The following is a 24,331-nucleotide window of genomic DNA, read 5'->3' as shown; positions in this document are numbered from 1 at the left end:
CGCGCCGAGTGGTGAGGGCGGCCCATCCGGGGAGGGTGGGCCGCCCTTCGGCATGCCCGCACCGGCTCAGTCGGAGCCCCCGCCGCCGCAGCAGCCGCCGCCGCAGCCGTGCGCCCCGCCGCCGTAGGCCCTGTCGTTTGGATCAGGGCGGCGTCGCGGGGTCTGGCACGCACTCCCCCAAGCTCTTCGAGCAGGGGGGACCCCCAGCCGCGTTGTCGTCGGTCGCCGCCTGATCGACGAGACACCCCCTAGCCCCAGGAGGAGCCCGGGCTCCCAGGGTCCGCCACCCCGGCGCCGGGCAGCAGCCCCGTCCGGTAGGCGAACCGCGGCACGAGCACCCGCAGGGCCGCCTCGCCGTGCAGGGCGACGGCCAGCAGCTTGTCGTGGTCGGTCAGTCCGTCCCGCCGGGCGGGCAGCGGGTGCCGCTCCCGCAGCGCCACCAGGTCCCGGCGGGCGGCCCGTGTCGGTCCGAGGAACGGCCAGCGCAGCAGCCCCTCCTCGGCGAGCCGGACACGGATCAGTGACACGCCCAGCCGCACGTACGGCCGGCGCGTCAGCCGGCGCGGCCGCAGCGGCTTCTCCAGGGCGGAGTGCACGACGTCCTCCCAGGGGGAGGCGAGCCGCGAGACCGCGGCGTCCCAGGGCACCGCGCGTACCGTGCCCGGCCGTCCGGGTGCCACCACGCCCCGCAGATGCAGCGCCACCAGGGCGACGGTGACGGCGGCGCGCGGGCCGCCGCGCAGCAGCGCGATCTCGTGCGGCTCCAGGCCCGCCGTACCGTCGCTCATGGCTCACCCCCGTGCCGGGGCCCGCCGCCCCCGTGCCGGCGGGTCCCGTGACAGCACTGTGCCCGCCCCCGGGGGTCGCTCACGCCTCGCGGGGGCGGGTTCAGAGGTTCATTTGAGGATGTCGTAGCCGCCGTACGGCCGGTGACGTACGGCCGTTCAGCCGGCGTGGTGCTCCGACAGGCCCGGCCAGTCGTCGGGGCCGCCGCCCTGCCATTCGATGAGGTCGTTCTCCGCCACGTCCGTCACGTACAGGTCGGCCAGCCGCAGGATCTCGCCGACGTCGTCGGCGTGCGAGGCGATCCCCAGCGTCTCGTCGCCCTCCGTGACCCGTCGGGATCCGTCCAGGGCGGGGGGATGGACCACGACGTGCGGATGCTGCCTAGGTTGTGCCATGCCTTCAGCGTGCTGCGCGGCGGATGAATCCGCACCCCGGCGGGCACGGGCGGCCGGGCACGGGAAAGCGCCGGGTGCGGGACCGTCCGCACCCGGCGCTCGTCCGGGGTGTTGCCGAGATGCTGCTGGGACCGCGGCGGATGCGACGGAGCCGTGAACTCCCTTCCCTCAGGTCGAGAAGGGGGTCGCGATTCCTTCACCACCGCACTGGCTCGCACGCCGCCGCGGTCCGCACCCTGTCCGTGCCCGCCCACCGCGGGCGGCCACCCCTCATCCGGGCCGCCCGGCGGCCGGGCACGGTCAGGGAGTCAGGGAGTTCAGTCCTCGCCCAGGGCGCGGACCGCCTCCTCCACGCGCTTGCCGTACTCGGGGTCGGCCGCGTGGAAGTGGGCCAGGTTCTTCTCGATCACGTCGTCGCGGGAGACCTGGGAGAGGCCGCCGGCGATGTTGGCGACGAGCCGGGACTTCTCCTCCGCGCTCATCAGCCGGTACAGCTCGCCCGCCTGGAAGAAGTCGTCGTCCTTGGTGTGCTGCGGCGCCGCGTGGTTGCCGGTGTACCCGGCCACCGCGAGCGGGGCGGACAGCGGGCGGCCGGTCTCGACCGGGCCGTCGTACGAGTTCGGCTCGTAGTTCTTGGCGTGGCGGCCCTGGCCGTTGACCGCCATCAGGCCGTCGCGGCCGTAGTTGTTCGCGACGGTCGCCTTCGGGGCGTTCACCGCGAGCTGGGTGTGGTTGACGCCCAGGCGGTAGCGGTGCGCGTCGGCGTAGGCGAAGAGCCGGCCCTGGAGCATCTTGTCCGGGGACGGGCCGATGCCCGGCACGAAGTTGTTCGGGGAGAACGCGGCCTGCTCGACCTCGGCGAAGACGTTGTCGGGGTTGCGGTCCAGCACCAGGCGGCCCACGCGCTGCAGCGGGTAGTCCTTGTGCGGCCACACCTTGGTCAGGTCGAACGGGTTGAAGCGGTAGTCCGCCGCCTCGGCCGCCGGCATGAGCTGCACGTACAGCGTCCAGGACGGGTTCACGCCCCGCTCGATGGCCTGGAGCAGGTCCGTCTGGTGGGAGTTGGGGTCCTTGCCCGCGAGCTCCTGGGCCTGCTCGGTGGACAGGGAGCGGATGCCCTGGTTCGTCTTGAAGTGGTACTTCACGAAGAAGGCCTCGCCCGCCTCGTTCGTCCACTGGTAGGTGTGCGAGCCGTAGCCGTTCATGTGGCGGTACGACGCCGGGATGCCGCGGTCGCCCATCAGCCACGTCACCTGGTGGGTGGCCTCGGGGGAGTGGGCCCAGAAGTCCCAGACGTTGTCCGGCTCCTGCTTGCCGGTGAACGGGTCGCGCTTCTGCGAGTGGATGAAGTCGGGGAACTTGATCGGGTCCTTGATGAAGAACACCGGGGTGTTGTTCCCGACGAGGTCGTAGTTGCCTTCCTCGGTGTAGAACTTCACCGCGAAGCCGCGCGGGTCGCGCACCGCGTCCGCCCCGCCGAGCGAGTCGGCCACGGTGGAGAAGCGCACGAAGACCTCGGTGCGCTTGCCGATGGTGTTCAGGAAGTCGGCGTGGGTGAAGCCGGTGACGTCGTCCGTCACCTCGAAGTAGCCGTAGGCGCCGGAGCCGCGCGCGTGCACCACGCGCTCCGGGATGCGCTCCCGGTTGAAGCGCGCCAGCTTCTCCAGAAGGTGCTGGTCCTGGAGCAGGAGCGGGCCGCCGACGCCGGCGGAGGCGGAGTTCTGGTTGTCGGCGACCGGGGCGCCGGACTCGGTGGTGAGCACGCGCTTCGACATCGTGGACCTTCCGTACGAGGGGCAGCGGAAAACCATTTCCGCTTTGTGGAGCCTAGAAGTGGGCCGATCTGGGCGTCAACAGTTTGTTGAATTGGATTCCGGGCGACGCCGCCGCCTGGGCGCGACAGGACAGGTGTCAGCGGCGGCGCCGCCCGGGGTCTCGGTGGGGCCGGTCAGACCTGGGCGCCCGACAGGCGCTCCACGGCCCGCAGCAGGGCCGAGTGGTCCAGGCCGCCGTCGCCCTGGGCGCGCAGCGACGCGACCAGCTGGGCGACCACGGCGCCGACCGGCAGGGCGGCACCGACGTTGCGGGCGGCGTCGGTGACGATGCCCATGTCCTTGTGGTGCAGGTCGATGCGGAAGCCGGGCTTGAAGTCGCGGTTCAGGAAGTTGTCCTTCTTCCGCGTCAGCACGGTCGAGCCCGCCAGGCCGCCGTTGAGGACGTCCAGCGCGGCCTTCAGGTCCACGCCCGACTTCTCCAGGAAGACCACGGCCTCGGCGCACGCCTGGATGTTCACGGCGACGATCAGCTGGTTGGCGGCCTTCACGGTCTGGCCGGAGCCGTGCGGGCCGCACAGCACGATGGTCTTGCCGAGCGCCTCGAGGATCGGCTTGGCCTGGTCGAAGTCGGCCTGCTCGCCGCCGACCATGATGGACAGCACGGCCTCGATGGCGCCGGCCTCGCCGCCGGACACCGGGGCGTCCAGGACGCGGATGCCCTTGTCCCGCGCCACCTTCGCCAGGTCGACCGAGGTCTGCGGGGTGATCGAGGACATGTCGATCAGCAGGGCGCCGGACCTGGCGTTCTCGAGGATGCCGTCCGGACCGTAGGCGATGGCCTCGACCTGCGGGGAGGCGGGCACCATCGTGATGACCACGTCGGCGTCGCGCACGGCCTCGGCGATCGACGAGGCGGCGGTGCCGCCCGCGGCGGCCAGGCGGTCCAGCTTCTCCTGCTCCAGGGTGAAGCCGGTGACGTCGTAACCCGCCTTGAGCAGGTTCTCGGACATGGGGGAGCCCATGATGCCGAGGCCGATCCAGGCGATCTTGGGAAGGTTGCTCATGATGGGGTGCCTCTCTTGGTGCAAGGTGGTCAGCGGGCGGCGCGGGCCTCGGCGGGCAGCCAGTCGAATGCCTCCGCGCTCGGGCGGTCGCCCGGCTTGTACTCCAGGCCGACCCAGCCGTCGTAACCGGCCTTCTTCAGCTGGTCGAGCAGGTCCTCCAGCGGCAGGTTGCCGGTGCCGGGGGCGCCGCGGCCGGGGTTGTCGGCGATCTGCACGTGGCCGGTCTTCGCGGCGTACCGCTCGATGACCGACGGCAGGTCCTCGCCGTTCATGGACAGGTGGTAGAGGTCCATCAGGAACTTGGCGTTGCCCAGTCCCGTCGCCTCGTTGACCTTGTCGACGACGCCGACCGCGGCGGGCGCGCTCACCAGCGGGTACAGCGGAGACTCGGGCTGGTTCAGCGCCTCGATCAGCAGGATCGCGCCGATCCGGTCGGCGGCCCGGGCCGCGAGGGTCAGGTTCTCCAGCGCCAGCGCGTCCTGCTCGGCCGGGTCGACGCCCTCGACGCGGTTGCCGTAGAGCGCGTTGAGCGCCTTGCAGCCGAGGGCGGCGGCGAAGTCGGCGGCCACGTCGATGTTGGCGCGGAACCTCTCCGACTCGGCGCCCGGCACCGACAGGGCGCCGCGGTCCGGGCCCGGGAGCTGCCCGGCGTAGAAGTTGAGGCCGGTGAGCTGTACGCCCGCGTCCTCGATCGCCTTCTTCAGTGCGTCCAGCTCGGACCGCTCGGGGGTGGGGGTGTCGATCCAGGGCCACCACAGCTCGACCGCGGTGAAGCCGGCCGCGGCGGCGGCCGCGGGGCGCTCCAGGAGCGGGAGTTCCGTGAAGAGGATCGACAGGTTGACGTTGAAGCGCTGGTCTGCGAATCCCATCGGGGCCGCGCTCCCTTCCTGACTTGCCCTCCGCCCTGCTCTTTCGCATTGCGGAAGTTGATTTCTGCTTACCGGAAGACGTGAGGAAGACTGCCTGGACGTCGGGAGGCTGTCAAGAGGGACCGGCCCCAGGCCTGCCCGAACGCCCGCCGCGCGCGTTAGGTTGAGCCCGTGCGACTGCGAGTGGAATTCACAACCGAGCCCTTCGACCTCGACGAGGCCCCCGCGCACGCGGTGGTGGCACGTGAGGTCATCGAGGCCGCCGAGCTGGACGAGGTCGACGTCGGCCCGTTCGGCAACACCGCGGAGGGCGGCGCCGACCAGGTCCTGACCGCCGTGGACGCCCTGCTGCGCAAGGCCCTGAACGCCGGCGCCACCCGTGTCTCGCTCCAGGTCAACGTGGTGGGGGAGGGTGACCGGTGACCGGCGCGGGTGACGAGCCCTTCATCACGGCGGTGAAGCCGCTGGTCGACGCCATGGGCGGGGTGATGCTGCCGCCCGACGAGGCCGGCCCCGACGACGTCGTGCTCTCCTGGGCGGGCGCCGACGTGGTCGCCGTACGGCTGCCGCAGCTCGCGGACTCCCTCGACCACATCCTGGCCGCCATGGAGCGCAAGCGCGGCATGCCGCTCGCCGACCTCGACCGCCGGGCCAAGCAGGAGATCGTGCGGTCCCTGGAGGCGCGCGGCGCCTTCGCCGTGCGGCACGGCGTGGAGACCGTGGCCGGCGCGCTCGGCGTCAGCCGCTTCACGGTCTACAACTACCTCAACCGCGAGAAGGAAGGCTGACGCCGGAGCGGGGCCGAAGCCGCGAGGAGGAGGGCCGGACGGCCCTTGTGGCGAGTCGTGTGCGGCCGCCGTCCCGGTCCGGGGCGGCGGCTTTTGTCATCCCGCTTTTGTTACGCCGAATTTTCAACAAAGTGTTGACGTGCTGTTTCGCAGGGCGTTAGCTATCCGCAGCCCGTTCAGCACGATGGCCGAAACGGCCACGGAGGCTCCTGTGACTTCCACTTCCACGCCGCCGGGCCTCACCCGGTTCAACGCTCTGGAGGAGCCCGCGGCCTTCGCCGCACTCCACGAGGCGTGTGCCTCCACGAGCTGGGCGAAGCGGCTGCTCGCCGCCCGACCCTACGCCTCGGCCGAGGACCTGTACACGGCCAGCGACGCCGCCATGGCCGACCTGACCGAGACGGACCTCGCCGAGGCGATGGCCGGGCACCCGCCGATCGGCCGCCCCAAGCCCGGCGACCCGACCTCCGCCCGCGAACAGCGCGGCATGGCCGGCGCCTCCGACGCGCTCAAGGCGGAGATGCTCGAACTGAACCTGGCCTACCAGGAGAAGTTCGGCCATGTCTTCCTGATCTGCGCGACCGGCAGGACCGGCGAGCAGATGCGGGACGCGGTCAAGGAGCGGATCGGGAACACGCCGGAGGAGGAGCGGGAGATCGTCCGCACCGAGCTGGGGAAGATCAACCGCATCCGACTGGCCCGACTCGTCGAAGAGGACGCCTGACACCATGAGCACCAGCACCACCGCCTCAGTGTCCACGCACATCCTGGACACCTCCGTCGGCCGCCCCGCCGAGGGCGTCGCCGTCCACCTCTCCGCCCGCGGCGGAAGAGACGCGGACTGGCAGGCGCTCGGCGGCAGCGCGACCGACGCCGACGGCCGGTGCAAGGACCTTCCGGCCCTGCCGGAGGGGACGACCCACGTACGGCTCGACTTCGCGGTGGAGCCGTACTTCGAGATTTCCGCGAAGAAGCAAGCCGATGCGCAGCAGGACGCCCCCGCGAATCGGGACAGCGGTGCCGCGGTGTTCTTCCCCGAGGTGGCGATCACCTTCGCCGTCGTACCGGGCGAGCACTACCACGTACCGCTGCTGCTCAACCCGTTCGGCTACTCCGTTTACCGAGGGAGCTAGCAGACAATGCCCACGATCCTGGGACAGAACCAGTACGGCAAGGCCGAGAACCGAGTCGTAAAGATCACGCGGGACGGCGCCACCCACCACATCAAGGACCTGAACGTCTCCGTGGCGCTCAGCGGCGACATGGAAGAGGTCCACTACTCCGGCTCCAACGCCAACGTGCTCCCGACCGACACCACCAAGAACACGGTGTACGCGTTCGCCAAGGAGTACGGCATCGAGTCCGCCGAGCAGTTCGGCATCCACCTCGCCCGGCACTTCGTCACCAGCCAGGAGCCGATCCACCGGGCGCGGATCCGCATCGAGGAGTACGCCTGGGAGCGGATCGAGACCTCCGACGCCAACAGCAAGTTCATCGGCGCCGACGACGTCAAGCACTCCTTCGTCCGCAAGGGCCAGGAGACCCGGGTCACCCAGATCACCTACGACGGTGAGAAGTGGGAGGTCGTCTCCGGCCTCAAGGACCTGGTCGTGATGAACTCGACGAACTCCGAGTTCTGGGGCTACGTCAAGGACAAGTACACGACCCTCCAGGAGGCGTACGACCGCATCCTGGCCACGCAGGTCTCCGGCCGCTGGCGGTTCAACTGGACCGACGACGAGCAGAAGATGCCCAACTGGGAGAAGTCCTACGAGCAGGTCAAGAAGCACATGCTCCAGGCCTTCGCCGAGACGTACTCCCTGTCGCTGCAGCAGACGCTGTACCAGATGGGCTCGCGGATCATCAACAACCGCAGCGAGATCGACGAGGTCCGCTTCTCCCTCCCGAACAAGCACCACTTCCTGGTGGACCTGGAGCCGTTCGGGCTGAAGAACGACAACGAGGTGTACTTCGCCGCGGACCGCCCCTACGGCCTGATCGAGGCCACCATCCTGCGGGACGGCTGCGAGGCCCGTATCCCGGTCGACATGACCAACCTCTGACGCGGGACGCGCGCCCCCGGTCCGGCCACCCGGACCGGGGGCGCGCCACACCGGAGGGAACACCATGGCACAGCCTGCACAGGGGCCGGCGAAAGCCCCTTGTTCCACCCCGCCGGTGCACACCGAGGACGCCGTCACGTCCGTGCACCCGGTGGACGAGAAGCTCCACCCCTCGCGGCTCGTCCCCGCCGCGCTCCAGCACATCGCCGCGATGTACGCGGGCGTTGTCACTCCTCCGCTCATCATCGGCCAGGCCTGCGGACTCGACGTCGCGGCCCGCACCCGGCTGATCGCCGCGAGCCTGCTCATCGCGGGTGTCGCGACCATCCTGCAGACCATCGGCGTCAAGGGCTTCGTCGGCAACCGGCTGCCCTTCGTCAACGCGGCCTCCTCCGCCGGCATCGCCCCGATCCTCGCGATCGCCGAGACCAGCGACCCGGGCCGCCAACTCCCCGCGATCTACGGCGCGGTGATGGTCGCCGGCGTCTTCTGCCTGGCGGTCGGCCCGTTCTTCGGGCGGCTGCTGCGCTTCTTCCCGCCCCTGGTCACCGGCGTGGTGATCACCCTGATCGGCGTCACGCTGATGCCCGTCCCGGTCGGCTGGGCGCAGGGCGGCGACAAGACCGCCGCCGACTTCGGCGCCATGAGGTACCTGGCGCTCGCCGGGTTCACCCTCGCCGTCATCCTGCTCGTCCAGCGGTTCGGCCGCGGCTTCGTCAAGCAGGTCGCCCTGCTGTTCGGACTGCTCGTCGGCACCCTGGTCGCCATCCCCTTCGGCATGGCCGACTTCAGCGCCCTCAAGTCGGCGCCCGTCGCCGCGCTGCCCGCCCCGTTCGCCTTCGGCGCGCCCGAGTTCCAGCCCGCGGCCATCCTGTCGCTGTGCATCGTGATGCTCGTGCTGATGACCGAGTCGAGCGCCGGCATGCTCGCCCTCGGCGAGATCTGCGACCGCCGCGCCAACGCCAAGACCATCACCCGCGGCCTGCGCACCGACGGCATCGCCACCCTGATCGGCCCGGTCTTCGGAGGCTTCCCCACCTCCTCGTTCGCGCAGAACGTCGGCGTCGTCTCCCTCACCCGGGTACGCAGCCGCTACGTCGTCGCCGTCGCCGGTGCCACCCTGCTCGTCCTCGGTGCCTTCCCCGTCCTCGGCGCGGTGGTCTCCCTGGTCCCCATGCCGGTCCTCGGCGGCGCCGGTATCGTGCTGTTCGGCTCGATCGCCGTCAGCGGCATCCGCACCCTGTCGGAGGCGGGCCTCGACGACAGCTCCAACATCATCCTGGTGGCCGTGGCACTCGGCGCCGGCATCATCCCGCTGGCAGCTCCGGCCTTCTACGCCGACTTCCCGGCCTGGGCGCAGACCGTGCTCGGATCCGGCATCAGCGCCGGCGCGCTCGTCGCGGTCACCCTCAACCTGTTCTTCCATCATCTCGGCACCCGGAGCCGCCAACCGGCCCCGGCACTCAAATCCTCCTAGGGTCCTGCCGTGCCCTCCCCGTGGACACCTCACCGTTCACGGGCCGCCACTGAAAGACAAGGAAGCGCCATGGCACCATCGGCAGCCCAGCGCATCGTCATCGAGAACTGTGCGATCGCCACCGTGGACGCGGGCGACACCGAGTACGCCTCCGGGTACCTCGTGCTCGCCGGCAACCGCATCGAGTCGGTCGGAGCGGGCCGGGCCCCCGAGGGGCTGGAGAACGTGGTACGCCGGATCGACGCGAGCGGCCATCTGGCCACGCCCGGTCTGGTCAACACCCACCACCACTTCTACCAGTGGATCACCCGGGGCCTGGCCACCGACCACAACCTGTTCAACTGGCTGGTCGCGCTGTACCCGACGTGGGCGCGCATCGACGAGCGGATGACGTACGCGGCCGCGCAGGGGTCCCTCGCCATGATGGCCCGCGGCGGTGTCACCACCGCCATGGACCACCACTACGTGTTCCCGCACGGCTCCGGCGACATCTCCGGCTCGATCATCCGCGCCGCCGCCGAGATGGGTGTCCGGTTCACGCTGGCCCGCGGCTCGATGGACCGCAGCGAGAAGGACGGCGGTCTGCCGCCGGACTTCGCCGTCGAGACGCTTCAGGGTGCGCTCGCCGCCACGGAGGAGACCGTCAAGCAGCACCACGACGCCTCCTTCGACGCCATGACCCAGGTGGCGGTCGCCCCCTGCTCGCCGTTCTCCGTCTCCACCGAGCTCATGCGGGAGGGCGCCGAGCTGGCCCGCCGGCTCGGCGTGCGGCTGCACACCCACGGCTCGGAGACGGTCGAGGAGGAGAAGTTCTGCCACGAGCTGTTCGGGATGGGCCCGACGGACTACTTCGAGTCCACCGGCTGGCTCGGCGAGGACGTGTGGATGGCGCACTGCGTCCACATGACCGACTCCGACATCGCCGCCTTCGCCCGCACGAGGACCGGCGTCGCCCACTGCCCGTCGTCCAACGCCCGCCTCGCCGCGGGCATCGCCCGCGTCCCCGACATGCTGAGGTCGGGCGTCCCGGTCGGCCTCGGCGTCGACGGCACCGCCTCCAACGAGTCCGGTGAACTCCACACCGAACTGCGCAACGCCCTGCTGATCAACCGCCTCGGCACGCACCGCGAGGCCGCGCTGAACGCCCGTCAGGCGCTGCGGCTCGGCACCTTCGGCGGCGCCCAGGTCCTCGGCCGCGCCGAGCAGATCGGCTCGCTGGAGCCGGGCAAGCTGGCCGACGTGGTGCTGTGGAGGATGGACACGCTCGCCCACGCCTCCATCGCCGACCCGGTGACCGCGCTGGTCTTCGGCGCCGCCGCCCCGGTGACCGCCTCCTTCGTCAACGGCCGGCAGATCGTCGACAACGGCCGCCTGCTCACCGTCGACGAGGACGCCGTCGCCCGCTCCACCCGCGAGGAGGCCCAGCGCCTGGCGCGTATCGCCGCACAGGGCTGACCCCTTCGGAAGACTCCGGCCGGGAGGGACGGCTCCCGGCCGGGACCCGTGGATCCGAGCGGGATCCACGGCAGCCGTCTCCGGGGCGCGTGTGGACGCACGCGCCCCGGAACGGTCACTCACCGTTCCCACCCAGCGCCACCCCCCCCAACGGTCCCGCACGACCACACCTGCACCACCTCCCTGAAACCCATGTCAGTGCCGACGTGTACCCGACCGGAGGAGCCGCCGTGGCCGCTCAGCCCGAAGCCGTACCGCCCATGTCCCCCGAGGACTCCATCGCGCGTTCCGGCGTGCATCCCGTCGACGAGAAGCTTCCGCCCCTGAAGATGGCGACCACCGGCCTGCAGCACGTGGCCGCCATGTACGCGGGAGTCGTCGCCCCGCCCCTGATCGTCGGCGCGGCCATCGGCCTCTCCGGCACCGAACTGACCTTCCTCACCGGCGCCTGCCTGTTCACCGCGGGCCTCGCCACCTTCCTGCAGACCCTGGGCGTCTGGAAGATCGGCGCCCGGCTCCCCTTCGTCAACGGCGTCACCTTCGCCGGTGTCGCCCCCATGACCGCGATCGTCGCCGCCACCGACGACAAGTCCGACGCCCTGCCGATCATCTTCGGCGCGGTGATCGTCGCGGGCCTCCTCGGCTTCCTCGCCGCCCCCTTCTTCAGCAAGGCGGTCCGGTTCTTCCCGCCGGTCGTCACCGGCACCGTGATCACCCTGATCGGCATCTCGCTGCTCCCGGTCGCCTTCGGCTGGGCCCAGGGGTCCAGCCCCACCGCCGACGACTTCGGCTCCGTCACCAACCTGGGCCTGGCCGGCGCGACCCTGGTGATCGTGCTGCTGCTGCGCCGCTTCACCCGCGGCTTCGTCAAGCAGATCGCCGTGCTGCTAGGCCTGGTCGCCGGCACGCTGGTGGCGATACCGCTCGGCGTGACCGACTTCAGCCCCGTCGCCGACGCGGACATCGTCGGCTTCCCGACGCCGTTCCACTTCGGTGCCCCGCAGTTCCAGCTCGCCGCCATCCTGTCCATGTGCGTGGTGATGGTGGTCTCGATGACAGAGTCGACCGCCGACATGCTCGCGCTCGGCGAGATCGTCGACCGCCCGGCCGACGAGAAGACCATCGCCGCCGGTCTGCGCGCCGACACCCTCGGCTCCGCCATCAGCCCCGTGTTCAACGGCTTCATGTGCAGCGCCTTCGCGCAGAACATCGGCCTCGTCGCGATGACCCGGATCCGCAGCCGGTTCGTCGTCGCCGCAGGCGGTGGCTTCCTGGTGCTGATGGGCCTGTGCCCGGTCGCCGCCTCGCTCATCGCCGTCGTGCCCCGCCCGGTCCTCGGCGGCGCGGGTGTCGTCCTGTTCGGCTCGGTCGCCGCGAGCGGCATCCAGACCCTGGTGCGGGCCGGCCTGGACAAGGACAACAACGTGCTGATCGTGGCGGTCTCCCTGGCCGTCGGCATCATCCCGATCACCGCGCCGGAGTTCTACCACGCCTTCCCGGAGACCGCGAAGATCGTCCTGGACTCCGGCATCTCGACCGGCTGTGTCGCCGCCGTCCTGCTGAACTTCGTCTTCAACCACCTCGGCAAGGGCCGCGACGCCCAGGACGTCACCCACCCGATGGAAGCGGGAGAGGAGATCACCGGGGCGACGACCCGGGCCCCGGCCACTTCATGAGGTTGATGAACAGTTCCGCCTGCTCCACGGCGTCGTCCAGCGCATGATGCGTATGGCGGCGCCGTGGAAGCGTTCCGGGGGGCATGGAGCGCTTGGCGACGGCCCGCAGCGGGACGCCGGCCTTCGTCGCGTACAGCGTCTTCATGTCCAGGCAGCCGGAGTGCCCGAAGGGGCTCTCGCCGGTGAAGCGGATCAGGTACCAGTACAGGAACGTCCAGTCGTACGACGCCGGGTAGCCGCACATCACCGGCTGGGCGCCCGCCTCGGCGCTCACCTCGCGCACCCAGCGGCCGAACTGGGCGAGCGCGAGGGCCGGGTCCAGGCCCTCCGCGCGCAGCCGGTCGCGGTCCAGCCCGCTCACCGCGAGCGCCTCGGGCACGAACTCGTCGCTGATCGGCCGCAGTTCGCGATAGAACGTGCGCCGCTCGGGATCGGCCGCGGTGAACCCGTCGGCGTCCTGCACACCGGCGACCGCCGCCCCCAGGCTCAGCATGGAGTACGGCCCCGGGATGGGGCCGTCCGCCTCGATGTCGACCGAGATGTACAGGCTCGGCTTGACGTGTCGTGTCGCCATGGGGCTCAGAGCCCGAACACCGCGGGATCCGCGGCCAGTTCCTTGAAGCGTTCGCGCGGATCGGGGAGCAGCCGTCGCTCCTTCAGGTCGAGCAGGCCGCCGACCGCCTCGATCTCCGCGGCGACCGTGCCGTCGGCCTTCACGATGTGCTGGCGGATCCGGAACGTCTTGCCGTCTCCCCACACGAACTCGCAGGTCACCTCGACCTCGTCGCCCGCCAGCAGCTCCCGCAGGTAGCGGATGGTCGTCTCCAGCGCCACCGGGCCCACACCCTTCGCCTGGAGGGCGGCCTGGCGGATGCCGGCCGCCTGGAGCAGGGACCAGCGGGCGTGTTCGGCGTAGTTGAGGTAGACGGCCTGGTTGAGGTGGCCCTGGGTGTCGGTCTCGTACCCGCGGACGGTCACCGGTACGGAAAACGGCGTGCTCACCATGTCCCCTGTCGGTCGGCGGTTGCTTCGTCCGATCTTGGCATGCGCGGGTCTCACGCCCGCCGAGGGGAGGCCAGCAGATAGCGGGCCCGGGTCCGCGGCTCCGTGTGCTCGCCGACCTGCCAGCCCGCCCCCTCCAGCGTGGCCGCGCAGGCCCGCAGCGCCTCGGTGTCCGGTTCGTGCACGGCGACGGCCTCCGGCTGCGGGGTGGCGCGCACCCGGTACCCCGGTGAGCCGGGTCCCTCCGGCCGGTGTCCGGCGGCCTCCAGAGCGAGCGCGGCGGCCTGCACCAGATGCGTCCGCTCCCAGCCGCACGGCCGGTCCGTGGCACCGTCCGGGTTGGTCATCCGGCGCAGGTCCAGCAGACCCTGCCAGGCACTGTGCACCTCGCGGACCCGGGCCGGGCCCGGCTCCGGCACGTCCTCCTCACCGCCTGTGCGGGCGGCGAAGACGCCGGTGTGTCCGGCGGGCGCGGGCGGCGGGGGAGGCGCCGTGGGCTCGGCCTCCCGCAGCCGGTGTCCGGCCGGGGTCAGGAAGTGGTCGTGCGGCGGCCGGGGATGCCGGAAGGCGAGCCCCCGCTTCACCAGCGCGGCGAGCTGCGCCTCGGTTCCCTTCAGCCGTCCGGTGACCGGATCGGCGGCGTCGACGACACGCCGCTGCGCGGCGGTGGGCGGTCGGGTCACGGCGTGCTCCTTCCCGGCGTGGGGGTCGGACCCCATCGCCTCGAAGGCTACGACGGGGGTCTGACATTCCAGCCCGCGACGACCGGCCGCCCGTGCTCGGTGCCCAGCCGGCACAGCGCTCCCGTGGCCAGCTGGAACAGCGCCCCGTCGTGCGGCGGCAAGCCGAGCCGCCGCGCGGTGAGCACCCGCAGGATGTGCCCGTGCGCGACCAGCACCACGGCGCCCTCGGTGTTGGCGAGTGCCGCGTCCACCTTGCCGAGCATCCGGTCGGCCCGCTCCCCGACCTGCTCCGGCGTCTCCCCGGGCCGCTCCGCGGGCCCCGGCGCGACCCCGTCCCGGAACAGGAACCAGCCGGGCCGCTCGCGCTGGATCTCGACGGTGGTGACGCCCTCGTAGGCCCCGTAGTCCCACTCCCGCAGATCGGCGTCCACCCGCACCCCGTGCAACCCGATGAGCTCCGCGGTCTCCCGCGCCCGCTGCAGGGGGCTGACGAATACGGCCCCGATCCGGTGGGAGCGGATCAGCGGCACCAGCCGCCGCGCCTCCTCCCGGCCGTGCTCGGTCAGCGGGACGTCCGTCGATCCGGTGTGCCGTCCGGACCGGGACCACTCGGTCTCACCGTGCCGCACGAGGAAGAGATCACCCATGCGGCCAGGTTACGGGGCGCCTACTGCCGGTATCCGCTCAGGAACCGTCCGATCCGTCCGATCGCCGCCTCCAGGTCGTCCGCGTGAGGGAGGGTGAGGATGCGGAAGTGGTCGGGGGCGGGCCAGTTGAAGCCGGTGCCCTGGACGACCTGGATCTTCTCGCGGAGCAGCAGGTCCAGGACGAACTTCTCGTCGTCGTGGATCGGGTGCACCTTGGGGTCGATGCGGGGGAACGCGTACAGCGCGCCCTTCGGCTTCACGCACGACACGCCGGGGATCTCGTTCAGCTTCTCCCAGGCCACATTGCGCTGTTCGTGCAGGCGCCCGCCGGGTGCGGTGAGGTCGGCGATGGACTGGCGGCCGCCGAGCGCGGCCTGGATGGCGTACTGGGCGGGCGCGTTGGCGCACAGCCGCATGGAGGCCAGCATGGTCAGGCCCTCCAGGTAGTCGCGCGCGTGCTGCTTCGGGCCCGTCACCACCAGCCAGCCGGAGCGGAATCCCGCCACCCGGTACGTCTTCGACAGGCCGCAGAAGGTCAGCACCACCAGGTCGGGGGCGAGGGAGGCGGCCGAGTGGTGGACGGCGTCGTCGTAGAGGATCTGGTCGTAGATCTCGTCGGCGAGGACCATCAGGCCGTGCCGCCGCGCCAGGTCGAGGATGCCCTCGACGATCTCCTTCGGGTAGACCGCGCCGGTCGGGTTGTTCGGGTTGATGATCACGACCGCCTTCGTCCGGTCGGTGATCTTCGACTCCATGTCGGCCAGGTCGGGGTACCACTCGGCCTGCTCGTCGCACAGGTAGTGGACCGCCTTGCCGCCCGCGAGGGTCGTCACCGCCGTCCAGAGGGGGAAGTCGGGGGCGGGTATGAGGATCTCGTCGCCGTCCTCGAGCAGCGCCTGGACGGCCATGGAGACCAGCTCCGACACGCCGTTGCCGAGGAACACGTCGTCGACGTCCACCTCCATGCCGAGGGTCTGGTAGCGCTGGGCGACCGCGCGGCGGGCGGAGAGGACGCCGCGGGAGTCGGTGTAGCCGTGCGCCCGCGGCAGCATCCGGATCATGTCCTGGAGGATCTCCTCCGGCGCCTCGAAGCCGAACAGGGCCGGGTTGCCGGTGTTGAGGCGCAGCACGCTGTGCCCCGCCTCCTCCAGCGCGTTGGCCTGCTCGATGACCGGGCCGCGGATCTCGTAACAGACCTCGCTGAGCTTGCTCGACTGCCGGAACTCCATGCGCCCCTCCAGGTAACCAGTGTCACTTGGTTTTACCAAGTAGTCGCTTGGAAAGTCCAACAACATGTCTAGACTGCGTCGCATGCCACCTCGCCGAAGCTACGACCAGTACTGTTCCGCCGCCCGCGCGCTCGACGTCATCGGCGACCGCTGGACCCTGCTGATCGTCCGTGAGCTGCTGGCCGGCCCGCGACGCTACACCGACCTGCACGCGGACCTGCCGGGCGTCAGCACGGACGTCCTCGCCTCGCGGCTGAAGGACATGGAGCGCGACGGGCTGACCACCAGGCGCCGGCTGCCGCCGCCCGGCGCGGCCTTCGTCTACGAACTCACCCCGCGCGGCCGCGAGTTGCTGCCGGTGCTCCAGGCCGTCGGCGCGTGGGGGCAGGCCGAGCTGGGCGAGCGGCGGCCCACCGACGCGGTGCGCGCCCACTGGTTCGCGCTGCCGCTGCTGCGCGCGCTGGAGGGGCAGGGCGTCGTCGAAGTCCGCCTCGACGAGGGCGAGTTCCATCTGTACGTCGGTGCCGACGACGGCCCCCTCTACGGCGACGGCCCCGCCCCCGGCGAGCCCGACGCGCGGCTCGTCCTGGACGTCGACACCTGCACGGCCGTCGCGCGCGGCGAGGCCGGCCTGGCCGACGCGGTGCGGGACGGGCGGGTCACCGTGACCGGCGACGGGGCGATCGCCAAAGCCCTGAGGGAATGAGACCCGAGGGAACGAGAAACGAGAAAGGCCCGCGCGGGGGCGGGCCTTCCCAGGGTGTTCAGGGGGTCACGCGTTCGGCGGAACCCGGGACGGACGCCCCGAGCCGCGCGTCAGCGTGTACCCGCCGATCCCGGCCAGCGCCGCGAGCACACCGCCCACCGCCGTCCACACCCAGCGGTCGGACCACCAGCCGGAGGCCCAGCCGTCCTCCGGCTCGATGCTCGACAGCACCGCCGACGACGTGTCCTCGTCCGACTCCGCGGACGCCACCGCGCTGCCCGGCACCAGCGGCTCGGCCAGCCGGCCGTCCACCGCCGCCGCGCCGCCCATGTCCTTGGAGTCCACCCGCAGTTCGGCGCCGACCGGCAGCCCCAGGTCCCCGGTGGGCAGGCCGACGGCGGTCAGCCGGACGTAGTACGTGCCCGGCAGCGGGTCGTTCGCCCACGGCTCCGACCAGGCCCGTACCGTGCGCAGCACACAGGCCAGTTCCACGCTGCCCGCGTCCGCCGCGGCGGTGCGGGTCTGCGCGCCCCACTGGCAGGCCTGACGGCGGCGCAGACCGTCGTACACGTCGATCTGCCAGGTCTCGGCGGCGTGCGTCTTCGGCAGCTTCACCGTCGCCCGGACCGTCGGCCGCTGCCCCGCGTCCGCCGGGAACGACCAGTACAGGTAGTCGCCCGCGGAGGCGTCCGCCGTCGCGGTCTGCCCCTGGTCGATCTCGGTGGCCGTACGGAAGGACGTACCCGCCTCGGTGGGCTCGTCCCCGGCGTCGCTGCCGTCCGCGGCCGCGGGACCCGCGGCCAGGCCCAGCAGGAGCAGCGCCGTACCGAACACCTTGGACATACGCGAGATACGCATCAGTTGGTCCTCCAGACCGCGATCCGCCAGCGCGACACCCAGCCCCACACCACACCGGCGAGGAACCCGGCGACGATCAGCGCGCCCAGCAGCCACCAGCCGCGCCCCAGACCGAAGGCGGCCACGTCGTCCGACTCGCTCGGACCGTCCACCACGTCGAGGGTCAGCTCCAGCGGGAGGCCGGGCGTGGTCTTGACGCCGGAGGCCGGCGAGAAGGAGTTGGCCACCTGGAGGCACACGGTCTCGACGGAGGCGTCGTCCTCGTCCTCGTCGGTCTCCGGCTTGGGGTAGCGCAGGCCCGTCGAGATCACGTCCGTACGGCCGTCGCCCGCCGCCTCGCCGCGCACGATCTCGCGTTCGTGCACCGTGACGGCCCGCAGCAGCACCCCGTAGTCGGGGTTCACCGCGCGGTCCGCGGACACACTCACCGAGGCGCGCAGCTCCTGGCCCGGCCGCAGGTCGACCCGGTACCAGCGCTGCTGCCCGAACTCCTCGCGGTCGGTGTACAGACCGGACTCGAGGGTCGGCGCCTTGGCGCACTCCGAGCCGCCCTGGGTGACCACCGGGGTCACCACCGGGTCCGCCGCCCGGTCCACCAGCTGGTTGACCCGGTCGGCCAGATCGTCGGTGTGCTCGACCGAGGTGTAGGTGCCGCCGGTCGCCTCCGCGATACAGCTGAGCTGCTGCCGCATCTTCGTGTTGGGCACCAGACCGAGGGTGTCGATGGTCAGCCCGATGCCCTTGGCCGCGATCTCGCGGGCGACCTCGCACGGGTCGAGCGGGGCGCAGGTGTCCTCACCGTCGCTGATCAGCACGATCCGCTTGGAGCCGGTGCCGCCCTCCAGGTCGTCGGCCGCCTTCAGCAGCGCCGGACCGATCGGCGTCCAGCCGGTCGGTACCAGGGTGGCGACGGCCGTCTTGGCCTCGGTTCGGTCCAGCGGGCCGACCGGGTAGAGCTGCGCGGTGTCCCGGCAGCCCTTCTTCCGGTCGTCGCCCGGGTAGTTCGCGCCCAGCGTGCGGATGCCGAGCTGGACGTCCTCCGGAGTGGCGTCCAGCACCTCGTTGAACGCCTGCTTGGCCGCGGCCATCCGGGACTGGCCGTCGATGTCGCGGGCGCGCATCGAACCGCTCACGTCCAGAAGGAGGTTGACCTTGGGCTGTCCGGCCGTGGTCTCGTCGGCGAGCGCCGTGGACGGCAGGGCGAGCCCTACCGCCAGCGCGGCGAACAGGGCACCGGCCCCTGCCGCCAGCCGTCTTCTTGTGATCATCGGCGGATCTTATGGACCGAGCGGGGTGTCCACCAAAACGGGCCGTCACACCAGCGGACTGGGCAGCCGGGTCCACTGGTCCCCGGGCGTCCCCGGCGACAGCCGCATCAGCGTCAGCGCCTTCACCGGCAGCGGCTCCCCGGTCAGTGCCGCGAGATCGGGCGTGTCCGGCAGATCCCGTACGACGGACTCCAGCGCGGCCCGCAGCGCCGCCGCCGAACCCGTCACCCCGGCCAGCGCGCCGCCCACCAGCGAACCGAACGTCTTCCGCCGCAGCGCCGTCACCTCGTCGGTGAGGACACGCGCCGGCAGTTCCGGCAGCACACGCGGCCGGATGCCGTGCCGGGCGAGGCGGGCCGGGCTCACCCGGATGTCGGCGAGATCGCGGTAGACCAGCCGCAGCGGGGCACCGGTCGCCGACAGGACCACCAGCAGGTTCTGGCCGTGCGCCTCCAACGCCACCCCCCGTTCCAGCAGCCGCAGTCCGGCGGTCAGCGCGAGCCGCGCGAACTCCGCCGCCCAGCCCGGCTCCCCGGGCAGCCCGGTGCCGGGCAGCGCGGCCACCGGCACCACCCGCTCACCCGCCCCCGCGTACACCTCGGGTGACTCCCGCAGCACCGCCGCGAGTTCGGGCGAGCCGTCCGTGACCGCGCCCAGCGTGCGCGTGAAGTGCAGCCGGTCGTCCGCCAGTTCCTCCGCGAGGGCCGACAGCGCCGTCGCGGCGGCCACCGACCCCACGGAGATGTCCCGCACCGACGACGTCAGCCGGGCGCTCAGCGCGGTCTTCACATGCGGCCCGCCCGGCAGCGCGAGGGTGCGCAGGGACATCAGCGGACGCCCCGGGAGCCGTTCCCCGGCCGGCCGCTTCAGCACATGCGCCGCCTGCCACGGATGCACCGGCACCAGCACCCGGCCCCCGTCCCGTAGATCCGCCGGCCAGTCCCCGGTCACCAGGCACGCCTCGCCCGGCACCGGCAGCAGACCCAGCCCCACCACCGGCCGGTGCTCGGGCGCGTACGCCAGCTGCTCGGCCACCGAGAAACCGGGCCGGGACCGGCAGCCCGGGTGGTACGGGTGCCCGTCCACCACCCGCTGCTCCCACTCCCAGTCCCGCGCCGGCCACGCCCGCTCCCCGGCCGGCTGCCCGGCCCGGGACAGCGCCATCGAGGCCACACTGTGCCCCAGTTCCCGGGCGAACTCCGTGCCGTGCGGCACCGCCAGGTCCGCCATCAGCCGTGCCGGGTCCTCGTACGCCACCTCGTCGAGCCGTACGGCGGTGACGTACGCGCCGGTCGCGTACGGGTCCGGCGCCGGGCCGTGCACCCGGCGGCCGTCGCGCAGCCGCAGCACCGCGCCGTCCCCGGCCGCCTCCCGGCGTTCGATCCACGGCAGCGGCTCGTGCGTCAGCGCCCGCCACAGGCGGGTCAGCACGGCCGCCCGGGCGCCGGGCAGCTCGGCCGCGTACCGCGCTGCCAGGTCCGGGCGCAGGGCGGCGAGCTCTCCGGCGACCTCGGCCTCGGCGGTGGGGGAACGGTGCACGGTCGGGTCCTCCGTACGGATAGGGCGAGCGGGAGCGGGTCACGGCGGGGCGTGACGGCGGCGATACTGATCGTCTCCGGGAGAACCGTAGGGAACTCCGCGAGAGGCACGGAAACTGGAAACCCTCGCAAGACCGTAGGAACGAGTGGATCGCGTGGACCTCATGCCCCCGCCCGCAGGCGGCGACTCCGCCCCGCACGACGTCGCCGCCCGCGCCGACGCGTACGCGGCCGCGCCGCTGCTCAACTGCCTGCTGCGGGAGGTCGCCCGGCCCGTCGCGGGCCGGGAGGGCGTCCACCGGCTGCCGGGCTGCGGGAAGCTGCTGCGGGTGCGCGGCGGCCGGCGGCCCGCCGCGCCCGAGGTGCGCACGGACGGTGGCTGGCACCGCCTCGACCACCCCGAACTGGTCAAGCTGGTCTCCGAGGAACTGCGCCGGCACACCGGCCTGCCCAACCACGAACTGCCCGCCGAGATGGCCGACAGCCGCGACGCGGTCGCCGCCCTGCTCACCGCGCGCGCCCATGCGAGCGCCCCCACCGACCCGTACGCGCGCTCCGAGCAGTGCCTGATCACCGGCCACCCGCACCACCCGGCGCCCAAGGCGCGCGGCGGGGGACCGGCCGCCGGCTGGCTGCCGTACGCGCCCGAGGCACACGCGAGCTTCCCGCTCACCCTGCTCGGCGTGCGCGAGGACTGCGTCGTCGAGGAGGGCGACCCGTCGGCGCTGGACGCGCTCGGCGAGGCCCCGCCCGGCTACCGGCTGCTGCCCGCGCACCCCTGGCAGCTGGAGCTGGCCGGCGCGGCGCTCACCGCGGCCTTCGCCGACGGCCGGCTGATCCGGCTCGGCACCACCCCGTTCGACACCTGGCCGACGGCCGCGATCCGCACCGTCCACGTCCCCGGGCGCGACCTGTTCCTGAAGTTCAGCCTCGACGTGCGCGTCACCAACGACATCCGCCGGCTGTGGCGGCACGACCTGCTGAGGCTCACCCGCACCGACACCGCCGTCCGCACCGCCTTCGCCGCCCTCGACGGGCCCGCCGCCTGGCTCTCCGACCGCGGCTACCGCACCGCCGGCTTCGCCTTCGAGGAGCTCGCCGTCCTGGTCCGCGACGGACTGCGCGACCACGTCCTGCCCGGCGCCACGCCCTGCCTCGCCGCCGGCCTCGTCGAGGGCTTCGCGGGCAGCCCGCTCGACGGCCTCGCCGACCCCGCCGCCTGGTGGGAGGCCTACCTCGCCCAGGTCGTCCCGCCCGCCCTGGCCGCCTTCGCCGGCCACGGCGTCGTGCTGGAGGCCCACCTGCAGAACTGCCTGGTCGCCTGCGACGACGACGGCATGCCGGTGCAGGCGCTGTTCCGGGACGCCGAGGGCGTGAAACTGCTGACCGACGTGGACCGCGCGGCCGGCTGGGAACGGCTGGTGTACTGCCTGGTCGTCAACCACCTGCTGGAGCTGGCCGACGCGCTCGCCGAACGCCACCCGGGGCTCGATCCGTGGCCCGCCGTCCGCCGCGAACTGGCCCGGCACGACCTGCCCGAGATCACCGGCCTGCTCACCGCGCCCACCCTGCCCGCCAAGACCAACCTGCTGCTGCGCTGGACCGGCGCGGACGGCGCCGACGCCCGCTACCTGCCGCTGCCCAACCCGCTGTCCGCAGGCTGACCACGCCGGGCCGACCGACCGCCAACACTGCCGTGTCGTAGGGCACTTGCTCACGCCGGTGTGACAGGCTCCCCCGAGCGCGACAGGATGTGTGAGAGGTCCAGGTGCCCTTGGTGGCGCCCATGCACCGACGTGTCGGAGAGGGCGATGGAGCTGTTGGGGGAGGCGGACCGGCCGGTGGCCGGGCCGTACCGGCTGGTGGCCGAGCTGGGGCGGGGCGGGATGGGACGGGTGCTGCTCGGCGTCACGCCGGACGGGCGCCTGGCCGCGGTCAAGATGGTGCGCTCGCAGTTCGTGGAGGACGGCGGATTCCGCGCGCGCTTCCGTCGCGAGGTCCAGGCGTCCCGCCGGGTGTCCGGCGCGTATACGGCCGCCGTGGTCGACGCCGACGCGGACGCGCCCCTGCCGTGGCTGGCCTCGGTGTTCGTACCGGGCCCGCCGCTGAACGAGGTCGTGCGGACCTGCGGCCCGCTGCCGGCGCGGGCGGCGGTGCGCCTGGCCGCCGGTCTCGCCGCGGCCCTGACCGAGATCCACCGCGCCGGGCTGGTCCACCGCGACCTCAAGCCGTCCAACGTGCTGCTCGCCGCCGACGGGCCCCGGGTCATCGACTTCGGCATCGCCCGGGCCACCGACAGCGAGGGAGGCACCGAGATCACCCACACGGGCTGGCTCGTCGGCTCACCCGCCTTCATGTCCCCGGAACAGGCCGAGGGACGCGAACTCACCCCGGCCGCCGACGTGTTCTCGCTCGGCGTGGTCCTGGTCCAGGCGTGCACCGGGCGGAGCCCGTTCGCCGGAACGTCCGCACCGCAGACGCTCTACAACGTGGTGCACACCGAACCCGACCTCGCGGGGCTCCCCGACGAACTGCGCGACCTCGTCGCCCGCTGCCTGGCCAAGGACCCGTCCCGGCGGCCCACCCCGGCCGAGATCCTGGAACGCATCGGACAGCTCGGCCCGGCCACGCGGCCCTGGCCCGCCGCCGTGCACGCTCTGATCGACGCCCAGCAGACCGAGATCGCCCGCGTCCTGGGACTGCCGGAAGGGGGCGGGGGCGTGCGCGAGGAGTCCGGGACGGTGCGGCTCGTACGCCCCGGACCGGACGCGGACACGGCGGATCTGCCGACGGAGACGGCGGCCCCGCCCGCCGGGCCGTCAGCTGAACCACCCCCCGGTCCGCCCGCCGGTCCGATCCTGCCGGAGGGCGCCCCGGAACGCCGGCGCCCCAGTCGTCGCGCCGTCCTGCTCGGCGCGCTGGGTGCCGGTGCCGTCGCCGTGGGCGTCCCGCTCACCCTGGACCAGCTGTCGGGCTCCTCCGCCGAGGGAGCCTCCGGCGGGCCCTCGTCGCCGAGCCCGTCGCGGTCGCGGTCGCGGACGGCGAGCCCGAGCGCGTCACCGAGCCCCCGGCAGCCGTCCCGGTTCATGGTGTCCGACCGGCTGGACACGATGATCCAGGCCCTCGCGTTCACCCGCGACGGCCGGCTGATCGCCGTCGGCGACCTGGACGGCGGCGTCGAACTGCGGGACAGCTCCACGCTGAAGACCGACGCCGTCCTCGCCGGTCCCGGTGACACCGGGGTCGACAACAGCACCCACGACGTCGTGTTCAGCCCTGACGGCAAGCTCCTCGCCGCTGTCGACGACTACGCGACGATCACTCTGTGGGACGTGGCGTCCCGCCAAAAGGCCGGCACGATCAACGCGGACAAGGCGCAGAAGGACGCCGGGTACTCCGGCAGTTGCCTGGTGTTCAGCCCGGACGGGCAGACCCTGGCGTACGCCGGGAACTTCACGATCACGCTCTGGGACGTGAAGTCCCGGGACAGGATCGCCACCTTCGTCGAGCACCCGGACCGCCAGGAGTTCGCCGTCGACGGGGCGGTGACCGGCGTGGCGTTCGCCCCGGACGGCCGTACCCTCGTCGCCACCACCTCCCGCTCGAAGCTGCGCTTCTGGGACATCCGCCGGCGGAGCCTCGTCGCCACCGTCGAGGGGCCCGAGCAGGGGCTGTTCGACCTGACGGCCAGCCCCGACGGAGACGTCCTCGCGGCGAGCGCCGGTGCCGAGGTCCGGCTGTGGCGCTCCGGCAGCCGCGAGGACATCGAGACGCTGGACTTCACCCAGGAGGTCGTCGGGGCGCTGGCGTTCAGCGCGGACGGCAAGTCCTTCGCCGCCACCGAGCGGGGCGGCCCGGTCCACATCTGGTCCACGGCCACCTGGAACCCCGTCCGGGTGCTGGACGAGAGGGTCGACGGGGCGGCGGAGACCATGGCGCTGGCCGCGTCGGACCAGGCTTTTTGTACTGCCCTCGCCTTCAGTCCCGACGGCGCGTTCCTGGCCGAGTCCCTGGACTACCACCTGGCCCTGTGGAGACTCGGCTGATCCCGC

Annotated in this window: 24 protein-coding genes; 11 read left to right on the top strand and 13 right to left on the bottom strand. The window is 72.4% G+C overall.

The genetic code is table 11. The features are described 5' to 3' along the window. Positions 1 to 248: 248 nt before the first annotated feature. From ACSU6L_RS07690 to ACSU6L_RS07670, 5 genes are all read right to left on the bottom strand, one after another. Positions 249 to 788 (bottom strand): TIGR04222 domain-containing membrane protein, encoded by a 540-nt coding sequence (locus ACSU6L_RS07690; RefSeq protein ID WP_437054846.1) that lies wholly within the window; start codon positions 786 to 788, stop codon positions 249 to 251. A 156-nt stretch (positions 789 to 944) separates the two neighbouring features. Then, positions 945 to 1,181: a hypothetical protein gene (locus tag ACSU6L_RS07685; RefSeq protein WP_073939031.1), complete on the bottom strand. Its 237-nt coding sequence runs from the start codon at positions 1,179 to 1,181 to the stop codon at positions 945 to 947. Between the two features lie 317 nt (positions 1,182 to 1,498). Beyond that, positions 1,499 to 2,956: a catalase gene (locus tag ACSU6L_RS07680; protein ID WP_437054843.1), complete on the bottom strand. Its 1,458-nt coding sequence runs from the start codon at positions 2,954 to 2,956 to the stop codon at positions 1,499 to 1,501. A 173-nt stretch (positions 2,957 to 3,129) separates the two neighbouring features. Further along, positions 3,130 to 4,020 (bottom strand): 2-hydroxy-3-oxopropionate reductase, encoded by an 891-nt coding sequence (locus tag ACSU6L_RS07675; protein ID WP_437054841.1) that lies wholly within the window; start codon positions 4,018 to 4,020, stop codon positions 3,130 to 3,132. Positions 4,021 to 4,049: 29 nt separating this feature from the next. Beyond that, positions 4,050 to 4,889, bottom strand: coding sequence for a TIM barrel protein (locus ACSU6L_RS07670; protein ID WP_437054839.1), 840 nt, complete (start codon positions 4,887 to 4,889; stop codon positions 4,050 to 4,052). A 171-nt stretch (positions 4,890 to 5,060) separates the two neighbouring features. Here ACSU6L_RS07670 and ACSU6L_RS07665 point away from each other — a divergent pair, with 171 nt between their 5' ends. From ACSU6L_RS07665 to ACSU6L_RS07630, 8 genes are all read left to right on the top strand, one after another. Then, positions 5,061 to 5,312: a thiamine-binding protein gene (locus ACSU6L_RS07665; protein ID WP_073939027.1), complete on the top strand. Its 252-nt coding sequence runs from the start codon at positions 5,061 to 5,063 to the stop codon at positions 5,310 to 5,312. Beyond that, positions 5,309 to 5,677: a helix-turn-helix domain-containing protein gene (locus ACSU6L_RS07660; protein ID WP_437054836.1), complete on the top strand. Its 369-nt coding sequence runs from the start codon at positions 5,309 to 5,311 to the stop codon at positions 5,675 to 5,677. The genes ACSU6L_RS07665 and ACSU6L_RS07660 overlap by 4 nt, the downstream gene beginning before the upstream one ends. Before the next feature lie 211 nt (positions 5,678 to 5,888). Beyond that, positions 5,889 to 6,401: a 2-oxo-4-hydroxy-4-carboxy-5-ureidoimidazoline decarboxylase gene (gene uraD, locus ACSU6L_RS07655; protein WP_437054834.1), complete on the top strand. Its 513-nt coding sequence runs from the start codon at positions 5,889 to 5,891 to the stop codon at positions 6,399 to 6,401. A 4-nt stretch (positions 6,402 to 6,405) separates the two neighbouring features. After that, positions 6,406 to 6,810 carry a hydroxyisourate hydrolase gene (uraH, locus tag ACSU6L_RS07650; protein ID WP_437054832.1) on the top strand — a complete coding sequence of 135 codons (405 nt, stop codon included), beginning with the start codon at positions 6,406 to 6,408 and terminating at the stop codon, positions 6,808 to 6,810. Between the two features lie 6 nt (positions 6,811 to 6,816). Continuing rightward, entirely contained in the window at positions 6,817 to 7,740 is a 924-nt protein-coding gene (gene pucL, locus ACSU6L_RS07645) for a factor-independent urate hydroxylase (protein ID WP_437054830.1), read from the top strand. Positions 7,741 to 7,804: 64 nt separating this feature from the next. Further along, positions 7,805 to 9,217, top strand: a complete 1,413-nt coding sequence (locus ACSU6L_RS07640) for a nucleobase:cation symporter-2 family protein (protein ID WP_437054828.1) — start codon at positions 7,805 to 7,807, stop codon at positions 9,215 to 9,217. 69 nt (positions 9,218 to 9,286) lie between these two features. Next, positions 9,287 to 10,672, top strand: coding sequence for an 8-oxoguanine deaminase (locus tag ACSU6L_RS07635; RefSeq protein ID WP_437054826.1), 1,386 nt, complete (start codon positions 9,287 to 9,289; stop codon positions 10,670 to 10,672). A gap of 260 nt (positions 10,673 to 10,932) precedes the next feature. Next, positions 10,933 to 12,348, top strand: coding sequence for a nucleobase:cation symporter-2 family protein (locus ACSU6L_RS07630; protein WP_437064809.1), 1,416 nt, complete (start codon positions 10,933 to 10,935; stop codon positions 12,346 to 12,348). On the opposite strand, the gene ACSU6L_RS07625 is transcribed toward ACSU6L_RS07630, so the two are convergent. From ACSU6L_RS07625 to ACSU6L_RS07605, 5 genes are read right to left on the bottom strand one after another with little or no spacing between them, the layout of a single operon-like run. Beyond that, positions 12,311 to 12,922, bottom strand: coding sequence for a 3'-5' exonuclease (locus ACSU6L_RS07625; RefSeq protein ID WP_437054824.1), 612 nt, complete (start codon positions 12,920 to 12,922; stop codon positions 12,311 to 12,313). The two genes, ACSU6L_RS07630 and ACSU6L_RS07625, sit on opposite strands and share 38 nt — an antisense overlap. A 5-nt stretch (positions 12,923 to 12,927) precedes the next feature. Continuing rightward, positions 12,928 to 13,350 carry an acyl-CoA thioesterase gene (locus ACSU6L_RS07620; RefSeq protein ID WP_073939532.1) on the bottom strand — a complete coding sequence of 141 codons (423 nt, stop codon included), beginning with the start codon at positions 13,348 to 13,350 and terminating at the stop codon, positions 12,928 to 12,930. Positions 13,351 to 13,403: 53 nt separating this feature from the next. After that, complete coding sequence (locus ACSU6L_RS07615; protein WP_437054822.1) at positions 13,404 to 14,033, bottom strand: hypothetical protein; 630 nt, start codon at positions 14,031 to 14,033, stop codon at positions 13,404 to 13,406. Positions 14,034 to 14,080: 47 nt separating this feature from the next. Next, positions 14,081 to 14,680, bottom strand: a complete 600-nt coding sequence (locus tag ACSU6L_RS07610; RefSeq protein ID WP_437054820.1) for a histidine phosphatase family protein — start codon at positions 14,678 to 14,680, stop codon at positions 14,081 to 14,083. Between the two features lie 20 nt (positions 14,681 to 14,700). Further along, positions 14,701 to 15,909, bottom strand: coding sequence for a pyridoxal phosphate-dependent aminotransferase (locus ACSU6L_RS07605; RefSeq protein ID WP_437054818.1), 1,209 nt, complete (start codon positions 15,907 to 15,909; stop codon positions 14,701 to 14,703). Positions 15,910 to 15,991: 82 nt separating this feature from the next. On the opposite strand from ACSU6L_RS07605, the gene ACSU6L_RS07600 reads away from it, so the two are divergent. Next, positions 15,992 to 16,615 (top strand): winged helix-turn-helix transcriptional regulator, encoded by a 624-nt coding sequence (locus ACSU6L_RS07600; protein ID WP_437054816.1) that lies wholly within the window; start codon positions 15,992 to 15,994, stop codon positions 16,613 to 16,615. A 66-nt stretch (positions 16,616 to 16,681) separates the two neighbouring features. Here ACSU6L_RS07600 and ACSU6L_RS07595 read toward each other — a convergent pair whose 3' ends face one another. The 3 genes from ACSU6L_RS07595 to ACSU6L_RS07585 are packed head-to-tail and all read right to left on the bottom strand — an operon-like array spanning position 16,682 to position 20,280. Then, on the bottom strand, positions 16,682 to 17,473 hold the full coding sequence (locus tag ACSU6L_RS07595; protein WP_437054814.1) for a hypothetical protein: 792 nt from the start codon (positions 17,471 to 17,473) through the stop codon (positions 16,682 to 16,684). Beyond that, positions 17,473 to 18,741, bottom strand: coding sequence for a VWA domain-containing protein (locus ACSU6L_RS07590; RefSeq protein WP_437054812.1), 1,269 nt, complete (start codon positions 18,739 to 18,741; stop codon positions 17,473 to 17,475). Before ACSU6L_RS07590 ends, ACSU6L_RS07595 begins: the two co-directional genes overlap by 1 nt. A 45-nt stretch (positions 18,742 to 18,786) precedes the next feature. Continuing rightward, positions 18,787 to 20,280, bottom strand: a complete 1,494-nt coding sequence (locus tag ACSU6L_RS07585; RefSeq protein WP_437054810.1) for an IucA/IucC family protein — start codon at positions 20,278 to 20,280, stop codon at positions 18,787 to 18,789. A 145-nt stretch (positions 20,281 to 20,425) separates the two neighbouring features. Between ACSU6L_RS07585 and ACSU6L_RS07580 the strand changes: the two genes are divergently transcribed. After that, positions 20,426 to 21,943, top strand: coding sequence for an IucA/IucC family protein (locus tag ACSU6L_RS07580; RefSeq protein ID WP_437054808.1), 1,518 nt, complete (start codon positions 20,426 to 20,428; stop codon positions 21,941 to 21,943). Positions 21,944 to 22,090: 147 nt separating this feature from the next. Further along, positions 22,091 to 24,325, top strand: a complete 2,235-nt coding sequence (locus tag ACSU6L_RS07575; protein WP_437054806.1) for a WD40 repeat domain-containing serine/threonine protein kinase — start codon at positions 22,091 to 22,093, stop codon at positions 24,323 to 24,325. The last annotated feature ends 6 nt before the right edge of the window (positions 24,326 to 24,331 follow it).

Source organism: Streptomyces sp. enrichment culture (genome assembly GCF_964272855.1).
In the GTDB taxonomy this organism is placed as follows: Bacteria; Actinomycetota; Actinomycetes; order Streptomycetales; family Streptomycetaceae; genus Streptomyces.
The sequence above is the reverse complement of the archived record's forward strand: the minus strand, read 5'-3'. Positions and strand labels throughout refer to the sequence as shown.